Annotated in this window: 12 protein-coding genes; 10 read left to right on the plus strand and 2 right to left on the minus strand. The window is 68.7% G+C overall.

Annotation, left to right across the window (positions count from 1 at the left end):
- Positions 1-30 precede the first annotated feature (30 nt).
- From groL to EV652_RS27580, 8 genes are all read left to right on the plus strand, one after another.
- Positions 31-1,650, plus strand: a complete 1,620-nt coding sequence (gene groL / locus EV652_RS27550; protein WP_132212161.1) for a chaperonin GroEL — start codon at positions 31-33, stop codon at positions 1,648-1,650.
- Between the two features lie 146 nt (positions 1,651-1,796).
- Positions 1,797-2,249, plus strand: coding sequence for a GNAT family N-acetyltransferase (locus tag EV652_RS27555; RefSeq protein WP_132212162.1), 453 nt, complete (start codon positions 1,797-1,799; stop codon positions 2,247-2,249).
- A 179-nt stretch (positions 2,250-2,428) separates the two neighbouring features.
- On the plus strand, positions 2,429-3,049 hold the full coding sequence (shbA, locus tag EV652_RS27560; protein ID WP_132212163.1) for an RNA polymerase sigma factor ShbA: 621 nt from the start codon (positions 2,429-2,431) through the stop codon (positions 3,047-3,049).
- Positions 3,042-4,370 carry a hypothetical protein gene (locus EV652_RS27565; RefSeq protein WP_132212164.1) on the plus strand — a complete coding sequence of 443 codons (1,329 nt, stop codon included), beginning with the start codon at positions 3,042-3,044 and terminating at the stop codon, positions 4,368-4,370. The genes shbA and EV652_RS27565 overlap by 8 nt, the downstream gene beginning before the upstream one ends.
- A 148-nt stretch (positions 4,371-4,518) precedes the next feature.
- A complete protein-coding gene (guaB, locus tag EV652_RS27570) occupies positions 4,519-6,033 on the plus strand; it encodes an IMP dehydrogenase (RefSeq protein ID WP_132212165.1) in 1,515 nt (504 codons plus the stop codon).
- Positions 6,034-6,180: 147 nt separating this feature from the next.
- Entirely contained in the window at positions 6,181-7,287 is a 1,107-nt protein-coding gene (locus EV652_RS27575) for a GuaB3 family IMP dehydrogenase-related protein (protein WP_132212166.1), read from the plus strand.
- 67 nt (positions 7,288-7,354) lie between these two features.
- Positions 7,355-7,480, plus strand: coding sequence for a hypothetical protein (locus EV652_RS45860; RefSeq protein WP_255512638.1), 126 nt, complete (start codon positions 7,355-7,357; stop codon positions 7,478-7,480).
- Between the two features lie 57 nt (positions 7,481-7,537).
- Positions 7,538-7,939, plus strand: a complete 402-nt coding sequence (locus EV652_RS27580; RefSeq protein ID WP_132212167.1) for a hypothetical protein — start codon at positions 7,538-7,540, stop codon at positions 7,937-7,939.
- Here EV652_RS27580 and EV652_RS27585 read toward each other — a convergent pair.
- Positions 7,936-8,844, minus strand: a complete 909-nt coding sequence (locus EV652_RS27585; protein ID WP_132212168.1) for a TIGR03086 family metal-binding protein — start codon at positions 8,842-8,844, stop codon at positions 7,936-7,938. The genes EV652_RS27580 and EV652_RS27585 overlap by 4 nt on opposite strands.
- 87 nt (positions 8,845-8,931) lie before the next feature.
- The gene (locus tag EV652_RS27590; RefSeq protein WP_132212169.1) at positions 8,932-10,383 is read right to left on the minus strand and encodes a hypothetical protein; all 1,452 of its coding nucleotides are present in this window, start codon (positions 10,381-10,383) and stop codon (positions 8,932-8,934) included.
- A gap of 205 nt (positions 10,384-10,588) precedes the next feature.
- Here EV652_RS27590 and EV652_RS27595 point away from each other — a divergent pair, with 205 nt between their 5' ends.
- Complete coding sequence (locus EV652_RS27595; protein WP_132212170.1) at positions 10,589-12,181, plus strand: succinic semialdehyde dehydrogenase; 1,593 nt, start codon at positions 10,589-10,591, stop codon at positions 12,179-12,181.
- The gene (locus EV652_RS27600; RefSeq protein ID WP_132212171.1) at positions 12,178-13,878 is read left to right on the plus strand and encodes a GMC oxidoreductase; all 1,701 of its coding nucleotides are present in this window, start codon (positions 12,178-12,180) and stop codon (positions 13,876-13,878) included. Before EV652_RS27595 ends, EV652_RS27600 begins: the two co-directional genes overlap by 4 nt.
- Positions 13,879-14,372: the final 494 nt, after the last annotated feature.

Consider the following 14,372-nt stretch of genomic DNA (forward strand, 5'->3'; position numbering starts at 1 on the left):
AAGAGAATTCAGAGAGGGACTGGTTTTTCCATGCCGAAGATCCTCGAGTTCGACGAGAACGCCCGGCGCGCGCTGGAGCGCGGCGTCGACAAGCTCGCGAACACGGTGAAGGTGACGCTGGGGCCGAAGGGCCGCTACGTCGTCCTGGACAAGAAGTGGGGCGCCCCGACCATCACCAACGACGGAGTCACCGTCGCCCGTGAGGTCGAGCTGGACGACCCGTTCGAGAACCTTGGTGCGCAGCTGACCAAGGAGGTTGCCACCAAGACCAACGACATCGCCGGTGACGGCACCACCACCGCGACGGTGCTGGCGCAGGCACTGGTGCACGAGGGCCTGCGGGCCGTCGCCGCCGGGGTCAACCCGATGGGCCTGAAGAAGGGCATCGAGGCGGCCGTCGAGGCCGTGTCGGCGCGGCTGGTCGAGACCGCCCGGCCGGTGGACGACAAGGGCGACATGGCCCACGTCGCCACCATCTCCGCCCGGGACGCAGAGATCGGCACCCTGATCGCGGACGCGTTCGACAAGGTCGGCAAGGACGGTGTGATCACCGTCGAGGAGTCGAACACCTTCGGGACCGAGCTCGAGTTCACCGAGGGCATGCAGTTCGACAAGGGCTTCATCTCGCCGTACTTCATCACCGACGCCGAGGCCGGCGAAGCGGTGCTGGAGGACCCGTACATCCTGATCCACCAGGGCAAGATCTCCGCGATCGCGGACCTGCTGCCGCTGCTGGAGAAGGTCGTGCAGTCCGGCAAGGCGCTGCTCATCATCGCCGAGGACGTCGAGGCCGAGGCGCTGTCCACCCTGGTGGTGAACAAGATCCGCGGCAACTTCACCTCCGTCGCCGTCAAGGCGCCGGGCTTCGGTGACCGCCGCAAGGCGATGCTGGAGGACCTGGCCGCACTGACCGGTGCGCAGGTCGTCGCCCCCGAGGTCGGCCTGAAGCTGGACCAGGTCGGTCTGGAGGTGCTCGGTTCGGCGCGCCGGATCGTGGTGAGCAAGGACAACACCACGGTTGTCGAGGGTGCCGGCAAGGCCGACGACATCGACGGCCGGGTGAACCAGATCAAGGCCGAGATCGAGCGCACCGATTCCGACTGGGACCGGGAGAAGCTGCAGGAGCGGCTGGCCAAGCTGGCCGGTGGCGTCTGCGTGATCAAGGTCGGCGCGGCCACCGAGGTCGAGCTGAAGGAGAAGAAGCACCGGATCGAGGACGCTGTGTCCGCGACCCGGGCCGCGATCGAGGAGGGCATCGTCGCCGGCGGCGGCTCCGCCCTGGTGCACGCGGCCACCGTGCTGGAGGACGGCCTGGGCCTGGAGGGTGACGAGCTCGCCGGGGTCCGGATCGTCCGCAAGGCCATCGTCGAGCCGCTGCGCTGGATCGCCGAGAACGGCGGTTACGAGGGCTACGTGGTGACCGCGAAGGTCGCGGAGCTCGAGCTCGGCAGCGGCTTCAACGCCGCCACCGGCGAGTACGGCGACCTGCTGGCCCAGGGCGTGCTGGACCCGGTCAAGGTGACCCGGTCCGCGCTCGCCAACGCCGGCTCGATCGCCGCGCTGCTGCTCACCACCGAGACCCTGGTGGTCGACAAGCCCGAGGAAGAGGAGCCCGCCGCGGCCGGTCACGGTCACGGTCACGGCCACTGATCCTCAGGTCACACGCAACACCCGAACCGCCCGGCTGGTCCCTCGGACCGGCCGGGCGGTTCACTGTGTGTGGCCGGCGAGGCCCTCGTGAACCGGTCGAAGTGGCAACCGAAGCCTGAGGTCACCGGGTGTGCTTGGGTTGCGGTGTGATTCGGGAGCGGAGCAAGGACGACCTGGAGAGCTGTGTCGGCTTTCTGCGGGACGTGCATGAGCTGGCTGGATATCCGTTGAACTGGCCGGCGGATGCGCGGGCGTGGCTGACGCCGCCGGGGCTGCTCGGCGCGTGGGTGATCACGACTGAGGACGGCCGGGTCGCCGGGCACGTCGCTCTGACTGCCGGCTCGGACGGCAGCGCGCTTGTCGAGCGGTTGTTCGTGGATCCGAAGGCAACCGGCGGTGGCCTTGGGCGGCAGCTTCTCGACCATGCCGTGCTGATGGGCTCGGAGTTGGGGCGACGGGTCTGCCTGGAAGTGGCCGACAACTGTCATGCTGCGATCGGGCTCTATCGGCGGGCGGGGTGGCGGGAGATCGGTCGGACACCGATCGACTGGGGTGCCGACCAGGCCTCCGCCGTACTCCACTTCGAGCCCTCGTCCTGACGAACTGGGGCTGCGTCGCGCCACGATCTACCGGCAGATCGCCCGGCCCGGTGGCCGTACGGGCGGGTAGTGACAGATTGTGATGGAAAACCCTGCGTGATTACGAATTGCCACTAGGCAGGAGAAGGTGAGCGTCGTACCATCTTTCAGGCTGACCGGTCCAACACGAGGGGGCGAGGGTGACCGAGGTCCAAGCACCGCACACCCACGACCGGGTCGAGCTCAGGGATCTTGCCGCGCTTGCGAGCGAAGGCGACCGGACAGCTCTTAATGACCTGCTCACCAGGGTGCGCGCCGTTGCCCACCGCTACGTGCGGTCCAGGCTCTGGACGTATCCCGGCGGCGCCGACATGGTCGACGACGTCGCTCAGGAGGTATGTGTCGCGGTGTTCGGCGCACTCAGCCGATACCGTGATGAGGGAAGGCCTTTCGAGGCTTTCGTCTACGGCATCGCGGCCCGCAAGGTCGCCGATGCCCAGCGTGCGTTCGCGGTGGCCGACGTCTCGACGCCGGACCTGCCGGACGGCGCGGACGAGTCACCGACGCCGGAGGAGCACGCGGTCCGGCATTCAGAGGTCCAGCACATCATGGACCTGCTGGACAAGTTGCCGGAGAAGTTGCGGGAGATCCTCCGGCTCCGGGTGGTAGCGGGGATGTCAGCCGAGGAGACCGGCCGGGCACTGGGGATGACACCGGGGGCGGTGAGGGTCGCACAACATCGGGCGTTGAACACGCTCAGGGGGTTTGTGGGGCATGAGGCACAGCTGGAACGAGGAGCAGGGGAGGGGCATCATGGCTGACCGTTTCGATCTCGACGCGATCGACGCTGATGACGCACTGCTCGACCTGCTGGCCGCTGGTGGGGAGTCCGCGCATATCGCGGGTGAGCATGACCCGGCCGTGAAGCTGCTGGCCGATCTGCGGCTCGCCGTGGAAGTCGAGGATGAACTACCGGTCGAGACGATCGACGATCCGGAGAGCTTCCTGGCGCGGTGCGCGGCGCTCAACCCGGTGATGGACCCGTTCGCCCGCAAGATGGCGACGCGCGGTCTGGCACTCGGTGTCGCCGCGGTGGCCGCACTGTCGGTCTCCGGCGTCGCCGCGGCCGTGACCGGCGATCCGCTGTCGCCGTACGAGAAGGTCATCGAGAAGGTGGTCAACGCGGTCCGCCCGGAGACGAGCTTCCCGAAGGAACAGCTCGACGGCATGCCGGTGGTCGACAAGACGAAGATCGTCAAGGTCGCCAAGGACTTCCAGAAGAAGGCGGAAGAGCGGAAGGCAGCCGAGGAGGAGCAGAAGGCCAAGGTCGATCCGCTGGCGGCCGACCCGCCTGCCGACCGGCAGCAGGCCATGCCGCCGCTGCTGCGGCCGGCGCCGGTTGAGAAGCCGTCGGCGATCGAACAACCGATCGCACCGGTGACGTCCGAGCCGACCAAGGCGCCGGATCAGACCGGCGAGACGACGACGGATCCGACCACGGAGCCGACGACCGAGCCGTCCACCGATCCGACGACCGAGCCGTCCACGGAGCCGAGTGCGCCGCCGACGACCGAGCCGACGACTGACCCGAGCACGCCGCCGACGGAGCCGTCCACCGACCCGAGCACGCCGCCGACGACGCCGCCGCCGGCGAACAACGATGAGTCGGGCACCGGTGAGACGGGGAACCCGACAAACCCGGCCACGCCGCCGACGACGCTGCCGAGTGGTGACACAGGTGAGTCCGAGGACCAGTCGCCGGTCGGCAACCTGCCGGCCGACGAGACGCCTCAGCCGCCGGCCGACGCCGACCAGAAGGCGCCGCCGGCCGACGAGAAGCCGGCCGAATCGCCGCTGGACGGGCTGACCGGGCTGGTGGAGAAGATTCTGCCGGAGGTACTGCCGAGCTCTACCGGTGAGGCGGTCGAGGTGCCGAGCGCGGCGACGTTCTTCGGCACGGAGGGGAAGCACTCGAGCGGCAAGGTCACGACCGGTTCGGTCAAGGAGACGTACGCCACGGGCAGGCACTCCACCGGCAGCTACGCCGAGGGCAAGCACGCCGCCATCGCCCGCGCGCACGGATCCACGGACTCGCCGGACGTGCTCACGATCCTCAGCGTGGTCAACGCGCCGACGAACTGATCACCGCACGTGCCCGCCCGGTTGCTACCGGGCGGGTTCGTCGTGGTGCCGGGGAACCGCCGGTTGTGGACGGGCGGTTCGGGGTGCCTGGCGGGGGCGTCATAGGATGGTGTCCCGTTCTCGCCGTGTAAAGGTGCTCGTTTTCCCCATGGACATCACACCCGCTGGAGTTCCCGACAAGTTCGCCGTCCTCGGTCTCACCTTCGACGATGTACTGCTGCAGCCCAACGAGTCCGACGTCATCCCGTCCGAGGTCAGCACCCGGTCCCGGGTGAGCCGCAACGTCGAGGTGAACATCCCGCTGCTGTCCAGCGCGATGGACACCGTCACCGAGGCGCGGCTGGCGATCGCCATGGCCCGCCAGGGCGGCCTCGGTGTCCTGCACCGCAACCTCTCGATCGAGGACCAGGCCCAGCAGGTCGATCTGGTCAAGCGCTCCGAGTCCGGCATGATCGCGCAGCCGATCACCATCGGCCCGGACGCCAGCATCGGCGAGGCCGACGCGCTCTGTGGGCAGTACCGGATCTCCGGCGTACCGGTGGTCGACAACGCCGGTGTCCTGGTCGGCATCGTCACCAACCGGGACATGCGATTCGAGACCGACCTGTCCCGGCCGGTCCGCGAGGTGATGACCAAGCAGCCGCTGATCACCGGCAAGCAGGGTATCTCCGCCGACGACGCGATGGCGCTGCTCAGCCGGCACAAGGTGGAGAAGCTGCCGCTGGTCGACGACGCCGGCAAGCTGACCGGTCTGATCACGCTGAAGGACTTCGTCAAGCGTGACAAGTTCCCGCTGTCCACCAAGGACGCCAGCGGCCGGCTGATGGTCGGGGCCGCGATCGGCTTCTTCGGCGAGGCGTACAAGCGCGCCATGACCCTGGTCGAGGCGGGTGTCGACGTACTGGTCGTGGACACGGCACACGGACACTCCCAGGCGCAGCTCGAGATCATCCGCAAGCTCAAGGCCGACCCGGCCACCCGCGGCGTGGACGTGATCGGTGGCAACATCGGCACCCGTGAGGGCGCCCAGGCGCTGGTCGAGGCCGGCGCGGACGGCGTCAAGGTCGGCGTCGGACCGGGCTCCATCTGTACGACGCGGGTCGTATCCGGCGTCGGCGTACCGCAGGTCACCGCGATCTACGAGGCGTCGCTGGCCTGCAAGCCGGCCGGCGTCCCGGTGATCGGCGACGGCGGCCTGCAGTACTCCGGTGACATCGCCAAGGCCCTCGTGGCCGGTGCGGACACGGTCATGCTGGGGTCGCTGCTGGCCGGCTGCGAGGAGTCGCCGGGCGACCTGGTGTTCATCAACGGCAAGCAGTTCAAGGCGTACCGCGGGATGGGTTCGCTCGGCGCGATGTCGTCGGCCGGCGGGCTGCGCAAGTCGTACTCCAAGGACCGCTACTTCCAGAGCGACGTCGGCACCGACGAGAAGCTGATCGCCGAAGGTATCGAGGGCCAGGTCCCGTACCGCGGCCCGCTGTCGGCCGTCGCCCACCAGCTGATCGGCGGCCTCCGCCAGTCCATGTTCTACTGCGGCTCCCGCACCGTCCCCGAACTCCAGGACAAGGGCCGCTTCGTCCGCATCACCTCAGCCGGCCTGCAGGAATCCCACCCCCACGACATCCAGATGACAGTCGAAGCCCCCAACTACTCCGGCCGCTAACCGTCACCCAAAGCACCCCCGCAGCTTGCGGGGGTGCTTTGCGTCCGGGTGGTGTTTACGGATGCGGGAGCTTGCCTCGGCTCGGGGGTTCCGCCGCCGGATGGACTCGATGTCGGGGGAGACGGGGAAGATCGGTAGCCTGTCGGCATGAACGAGATTGAGATCGGCCGCGCGAAGCGGGGGCGGCAGGCGTTCGCGTTCGACGACATCGCGATCGTGCCGTCGCGGCGGACGCGGGACCCGGAGGAGGTCTCGGTCGCCTGGCAGATCGACGCGTACCGGTTCGAGTTGCCGATCCTGGCCGCGCCGATGGACTCGGTGATGTCGCCGGCCACCGCGATCGCGATCGGTAAGGCCGGCGGTCTCGGCGTGCTCAACCTCGAGGGCCTCTGGACCCGGTACGAGGACCCGACGAGCCTGCTGGAGGAGATCACCTCCATCACCAAGGAGCAGGCGACCCACCGGCTGCAGGAGATCTACTCCGCGCCGATCAAGCCCGAGCTGATCTCGCAGCGGGTCCAGGAGATCCGCGACTCCGGTGTCACCGTGGCCGGCGCGCTCTCGCCGCAGCGGACCAAGCAGTTCGCGAAGCACGTCGTGGACGCGGGCGTCGACCTGTTCGTCATCCGCGGTACGACGGTCTCCGCGGAGCACGTCTCGGGTCAGGCCGAGCCGCTCAACCTCAAGCAGTTCATCTACGACCTCGACGTACCGGTGATCGTCGGCGGGTGCGCGACCCATCAGGCCGCGCTGCACCTGATGCGCACCGGCGCGGCCGGCGTACTGGTCGGCTTCGGCGGCGGTGCGGCGCACACCACGCGCAAGGTGCTCGGTGTCGCGGTGCCGATGGCGTCCGCGGTGGCCGATGTGGCGGCGGCGCGGCGGGACTACATGGACGAGTCCGGCGGCCGGTACGTGCACGTGATCGCGGACGGCTCGGTCGGGCGGTCCGGTGACGTGGCGAAGGCGATCGCCTGCGGCGCGGACGCGGTGATGGTCGGTTCGCCGCTGGCCCGGGCGAGCGACGCACCCGGCGGCGGGTACCACTGGGGCGCGGAGGCGTGGCACGCCGATCTGCCCCGCGGTGAGCGGGTCGAGGTCGGCGTCACCGGGACGCTGGAACAGATCCTGTTCGGCCCGTCCTGGGTGCCGGACGGCACGATGAACCTGGTCGGCGCCCTGAAGCGCGCGATGGCCACCACCGGCTACACGGAGCTCAAGGAGTTCCAGCGGGTGGAGGTCGTCGTCGGGTGAGGACGGGCGTCCTGCTCCTGCACGGGTCCAGCGGTACGCCGGACCTGGAGCGCGCGCCGGTCACCGGGTGATCTTCCCCGGTGAGACGCCCAAGACCGGCGGTCAGCGGATGGCGCGCGGCGGGACCGAGGAAGCGGATCGCGAGCTCGGCACACTGGCCTGGGGCGACGTACGCAGGGTGCTCGGCGGCTGAGTGTGGGCGACGTGCGTCGAGTCCTCACCGGTTGAGTCGTTCTGGAAGGATGGCGCCATGGGATTGTTCAGCCGACAGAGCAGCCAGGACGCCGACAACGTTGCCCTCGCCGCCGCGCGGGGCAGACTCTCCTCGGACGACGTCGATCAGGTGCGTTTCCTGATCACCACCAAGAAGACGATCCACGCGGTCAAGCTGATCCGCGACCGGACCGGCCTGGACCTGAAGCACGCCAAGGGACTCGTCGACGACATCCGGCTCGGCCGGTACGTCGCGCCTGTCACCGACACACCGCTCGTCCGCCGGCCCGGCACGAACCTGGCCGAGCGCACCCGCGCCCTCAAGGCCCAGGGCGAGCTGCACCAGGCCACGGCGCTGGTCGTGTCCGAGACCGGCATGACCGAGGCCGAGGCAGGCCTGTTCGTCGGCGCGTTGAAGACCGACCTCCAGGATTCCTAGCCCTTCACGTAGGAGAGCTTCTCCGCTATCTTGCCGGCGCGCAGACGCAGTACGTCGACACCGCGGACATGACCGCGCTCACCGGACGGCTCCTGCCAGGAGTACTGCCAGCGCACCACGGCCCGATCACCCAGCACCACGGTCTCCTCGGTCTCGAACCGTGGGTCGCCGGTGTTCGCGAAGAGCTTCTCCCACTCCGCCCGTACGTCGGCCGCGCCCTCGAACCGAGCGCCGTCCGGAGCGGGTGAGGTGGACTCGAAGACACAGTCGTCGGTGACGAGTGCCATCACCGCCTCCAGGTCCTGGCGGTCGAACGCCGCACCGAACCGGGCGACGACGGAATCTGCCGTGGACCAGCGCGGGTTGCGGCCGAAGGCGCCGATGAGTTGGTCGGCCGGGTCGGTGAAGCCCGCGACCGCCTCGGCGACGGCGCCTGACGAGCGGTAGATCTCCTCCCGCTCTGCGTACCAGGTGGCGACCTCGTCCACCAGTTCCGGATCCAGCCGGGGTTCGGCGCCGATCGCGGCCGCCAAGTCCCAACCGTGGACGAGGTGGTCGGCGGCCAGTTGCCGAAGATACTCGGGCGGGTCCTCGTCGCCGTACGAGAGATGCACCTTGTCGATCGGCGCCGCGGCCGCCTCCTGGGCAGCGCGGGCGGCGGCGGCCGCGGCGGTGCCGGGGTCGTCACCGAGCAGGTCGCCGTCCAGGGAGTCACCGACGTCCGCGATGGTCTTGCCCTCCATCAGCGGTACGGTCCAGCGCTCCTCCCCGACGACATGGTTCACCAGCGTGCGCACGTCCCAGTCCGAGCACGGCGTCGGCGCCGACCACTGATCGGGACCCACCTCGTTCACCAACCTGACGAAGCCGTCGACCGTCCGGTTGTGCAGTTCCACCACGTCCATGAGCGCTCCCCCTCGGCAGGTGCCCCGTGCCGGAGCACTTAGCGCCAGAGTCCGCCCCGGGGAGAGGGGGCGTCAATTACCGGGGGGTTACCGCCCGAGCTGGAGCTGCTCCGCGGCCTCGTGGGCGTGCTGGGAGGCCATCATGTCGCCGGTGGCGGCGAGCAGGTTGCCGTGGTGGCGGTAGCACGAGCCGGCCAGGTCTTTCATCACCGTGTCGTCGTCGGTGAAGGGGATCAGCGCGGTCGCGACCTCCGCACACCAACCGCCCAGGTCGAGCGCCATCTCGGTCCGCCCGGCCTGGTAGTACGCCTCGGAGATGTCGAGCAGCAGTTGCGCCCAGATCGGCGCGTAGGTGCTCGTCTCGTACCGCATCCGCTGCGACTCCCGCTCGGACGAGATCGCGAACAGGTAGTGCGCCTCCACGCCCAGGGTGAGCGCGGTGTCGGCGTCCTGCAGCAACAGCGGCCGGACCAGCTCGGCCAGCTCGGTCGCGCGTACCGCCGCCGACTCGGGGTCGGTCCGGCCCGACACCGTCGCCAGTGTCATCCCCGGCGCAGGCTCGCTCAGCGCCAGCAGGCGGTGGTACTGCTCGAACGGCCCGAGCTTGATCTCCGCGTTCTCCAGCGCTGCGACCAGGGTCAGCGGCAGGCCACGGTCGAGCTCCTCGGTGACACGTGCGGCCGTCTCCGCGTCGGTGGCGAACGCCGTCTGCAGGCTGGTCTCGCCCTCCATCATCCGGCCGACGATGCCGAGGTGCTTGCCCTTGCGGGTGAGCGCGGCGACCAGCGTGCGGAGGTCGGTGGCCGACTCCGAGTCCGCGAGGGTGTCAGCGGTCGTCAGCCCGATCTCGTCGGCCTCGAGGGCGAGGTCGAGCCGGCCTTCGGCGGCATGTACGTCGGCCGATACGGCAGCCGCCGTACAGAGATATCGCGCGTAGGACAGCGACTGTGGGCTCTCGTTGATCCTGTCAGCCAACTGCAGGAACAGCTGGGTCGCCGCGTCCGCCGACGCCACCGCCAGCGCGGGGTCGCCGTACCGCCGCAGGATGAGCGCGTTCATCGCCAGTACCCGGGCGAAGTCAGGCTGGTGCTTCAGCCCGTCCTCGCCACCGACGAGCTGCCCGTACGCGATCACCGCCCCGTCCATCTCCAGTACGGCGGTCGCGCCGTGACCGCGATGGGCCTGGGTCATCGCCCGCCGGGCCCGGACGTCGGCCAGGAAGGAGGTGGCGTCGAGGACACCGGCGTCGCTGAGCTCGGTGTAGCCGAGTTGAGCCTCGTGCAGCGCGGCAAGCGCTTCCTCGTGCCGGCCCGACGCGTTCAGCGAGCCGGCCAGCTCGTACTGCGTCGCGGCCATCAGGTGCTTGGCCTCGTAATGATCCGGGTGCCCCTCGGCGCGTTCCCGGGCCAACTCGATGACACGTTGCTGGTACGGCCCGGCCTCGTCGGCACGACCTTCCTCGATCAGTACCTGAGCTGTTTGCAGAGCCTCAGCCAGCTCGTCCTCAGGAGGCGTCCAAAGCCCCCCGCTGTCCACCATCTTGACGTTCCACCCCTTCGCAGGTTCAACCGAACACCTTAGTGGTCTCTGGGGCGGAACCCTTAGGGCTGACACGTGCGATTTCCGGTACTGACATGAGTATTACCGGCAGGTAGCCTGGATTCATGAGCGAGCGTAGTGAGCGAATAATGGGTAGAGCAGTGTTCTCGCTCATTCCGGAACCGAGCGCCAGCGAGGTGGAGGAATGAGCGAGCAGACCTCGATTCCTGCCGACCCCGAGCTCGACCCGACCGCGTCGTACGCGACCGACCAGTCGGTTGTCCGCCGGTTGTCGGGGCTGCTCCGCGCCTCGGCCGGGGCCAGGACCACCTACGCGCCGGCGACCGGGCAGCCGATCGCGACACTACCCGTGTCCAGCCCGGAAGACGTGGTCGCGGCCGTCCGGTCGGCGCGGCGGACCCAGCAGACCTGGAGGCGGGTGCCGCTGGCCGAGCGTGCGGCGATCCTGCTGCGGTACCACGACCTGGTTCTGGACCACCGGCACGAGCTCGTGGACCTGGTGATCCTCGAGTCGGGCAAGGCGCGCAAGCAGGCGTTCGAGGAGGTCGCGCACGTCGCTCTCACCGCCCGCTACTACGGGCGCAAGGCCGCCGAGTTGCTGGAGCCGCAGCGCAAGCTGGGCATGTTCCCGATCCTCACCCGGGCCGAGCAACGGTTCGTCCCGAAGGGTGTCGTCGGCATCATCTCGCCGTGGAACTACCCGCTCAGCATGGCGATGGCCGATGGTCTTCCGGCCGTGCTCGCCGGTAACACCGTCGTACACAAGCCGGACAGCCAGACCCCGCTGACCGCGCTCCGAGCGATCGAGTTGCTGTACGACGCCGGGCTGCCGCGCGAGGCCTGGCAGCCGGTGCACGGCGACGGCCCGACCGTCGGCGGCGCGATCATCCAGAACACCGACTACATCTGCTTCACCGGCTCGACCCGGACCGGCCGGCTGGTCGCACAGCAGGCCGGCGAGCGGCTGATCGGCTGCAGCCTCGAGCTCGGCGGCAAGAACCCGATGCTCGTACTGCGGGATGCCGACATCCACCGCGCCGCGGAAGGCGCCGTCCGGGCGTGTTTCTCGAGCGCCGGTCAGTTGTGTGTCTCGATGGAGCGGCTCTACGTCGCCGACCAGGTGTACGACGCGTTCGTCACGGCGTTCATCGACCGGGTGAAGAAGATCCGGCTGTCCGCCGGGACCGGCTGGGACGTGGACATGGGGTCGCTGATCTCGAAGGCGCAGCTGGAGACCGTCACCCGGCACGTCGAGAACGCCCGGTCCAAGGGCGCCGTCGTACTGGCCGGCGGCAAGGCCCGGCCGGATATCGGCCCGCTGTTCTACGAGCCGACGGTGCTGTCCGGGGTGACGCCGGAGATGGAGTGCTTCGACAACGAGACGTTCGGGCCGGTGGTGTCGATCTACCGGTTCTCCGACGAGTCCGAGGCGATCCAGCGCGCGAACGAGGGCGAGTACGGGCTCAACGCCAGCGTCTGGACGCGGGACGGCCGGCGCGGCCGGGCGATTGCGGCACAACTGGTGGCCGGCACGGTCAACGTGAACGAGGCCTACGGCGCGACCTTCGGCTCGATCGACACCCCGATGGGCGGGATGCGGTCCTCCGGGCTCGGCCGCCGTCAGGGGGTCGAGGGCATCCGCCGGTACGTCGACATGCAGGCGATCGCGACCCAGCGGCTGCTGCCGATCGCGGCCTCGCACGGACTCTCCGACGAGACCTACGCCGAACTGATGACCGGAGCACTGCGGGTGCTGAAGAAGCTGGGCCGTCCATGACCTTCGACTACGACGTGCTGGTCATCGGGTCGGGGTTCGGGGGGAGTGTCAGTGCGCTGCGGTTGACCGAGAAGGGGTACAAGGTCGCCGTACTCGAGGCGGGCGCGCGGTTCGACGACGCCGGGTTCGCGAAGAACTCGTGGGACAAGAGCCGGTTCCTGTTCGCGCCGAAACTCGGCTGGTACGGCATCCAGCGGATCAGCGCGCTGCGGGACGTGATCATCCTGTCCGGAGCCGGTGTCGGCGGCGGCAGCCTGGTCTATGCGAACACCCTCTACGAGCCGCTGCCCGCGTTCTACACCGACCGCCAGTGGGCGCACATCACCGACTGGAAGGCCGAGCTCGCGCCGTTCTACGACCAGGCCAAGCGGATGCTCGGCGTCACGACGTACCCGGGCTTCACTCCGGCCGACGAGGTGATGAAGCAGGTCGCCGACGACATGGGGGTGGGGGACACGTTCCACCCGACCCCGGTGGGCGTCTTCTTCGGTGAGCCGGGTGTCGAGGTGGACGACCCATACTTCGGTGGCGCCGGCCCGCGTCGGACCGGGTGTATCAACTGCGGTGAGTGCATGACCGGCTGCCGGCACAACGCGAAGAACACACTGACCAAGAACTACCTCTACTTGGCCGAGAAGTCCGGCGCCGAGGTGTACCCGATGACCACGGTGACCTCGGTCGAGCCGCTGCCGGGCGGCGGGTACGCCGTGGACACCCGGCGTACCTCCGACCGCAGGAGCACGCGGCGGTTCACCGCCCAGCAGGTGGTGTTCGCCGCCTCAGCCCTCGGTACGGCGAAACTGCTGCACCGGCTCCGGGACGAGGGCAAACTGCCCCGGCTGTCCGACCGGCTCGGCGTACTGACCCGGACCAACTCCGAATCGTTGCTCGGGGCAATCTCCAGGGACCGCGACGTCGACTACAGCCGCGGCGTCGCGATCACCTCGTCGTTCCACCCCGACGACATCACCCACATCGAGCCGGTCCGGTACGGCAAGGGCAGCAACGCGATGTCGCTGCTGCAGACCGTGCTGACCGACGGCGACGGGGACCGGCCGCGGTGGCGGACCTGGCTGCGTGAACTCCGCGTCCAGCGGAAGAACATCCGCCGGCTGTACGACCTGAAGCACTGGTCCGAGCGGACCGTGATCGCCCTGGTGATGCAGACCGCGGACAACTCGATCACGACGTTCGGCAAGCGGGACCGGCTCGGACGTTGGCGGCTGACCTCGAAACGGGGTCACGGCGCACCGAACCCGGCCTGGATCCCGGTCGCGAACCAGGTGGTCCGGCGGATGGCGAAGCTGATGAACGGCACCCCGGGCGGCACCATCGGCGAGCCGTTCAACGTGCCGATGACGGCGCACTTCATCGGCGGCTGCGCGATCGGCGACTCACCCGAGACCGGCGTGGTGGACCCGTACCACCGGGTCTACGGGTACGACGGCCTGCACATCCTGGACGGCTCGACCATCTCGGCGAACCTCGGCGTCAACCCGTCGCTGACGATCACCGCCCAGGCGGAACGGGCACTGGCGTTCTGGCCGAACAAGGGTGCGGACGACGTCCGGCCGGCGATCGGATCGGCGTACCAGCGGGTGCAACCGGTGAAGCCAGGGCATCCCGTCGTACCGGCCGATGCGCCGGGCGCCTTGCGGTTGCCGATTGTGCCTAAGCAGCCTGTGACGAAGCCGTAACACAACGACAATACTTCCGCACAGTCACCAGGGAAATGAAAAAACCTCAGCACGGATGTGGCTGCTGAGGTTTCTGAGGTTTTCTGAAAAGTGCCATAAAAGGGAGCAGGTCCCTCAGGAACGTTTCCGCCCAAATCGTTTCCCGAGGGACCCACTCAAGCCGGGGTGAGGCGCCCGGCGCTTGGGATCGGGTCACCAGCCACAGCTGGCGACCCGAGCTCTTGGTACCCCACTCTACATCCGATTCCAGGAGTTTCGAGCTGTCGCAAGTGGTTGTGACCACTCTGCGTGCTGATCGTAATGATCAGCATTTCGTTGCTCCTTGTCACCGGGTGGCGGTCTTCCTTGCGGTTAACCGCCTCTGCACACATCAACGAGCCCTCTCACAGGGGGTTACGAGGTTCCCCGGAAAAATCCAGAAAGTTTCCCGGGGAGTGCGGAGAGTGGCTGACGCAGGTCGGGGCCAGGTGTTCCACGTGACGCCCCTCGCAGAG

The sequence above is a fragment of the Kribbella steppae genome, assembly GCF_004342025.1.
GTDB classification, from domain to species: Bacteria; Actinomycetota; Actinomycetes; order Propionibacteriales; family Kribbellaceae; genus Kribbella; species Kribbella steppae.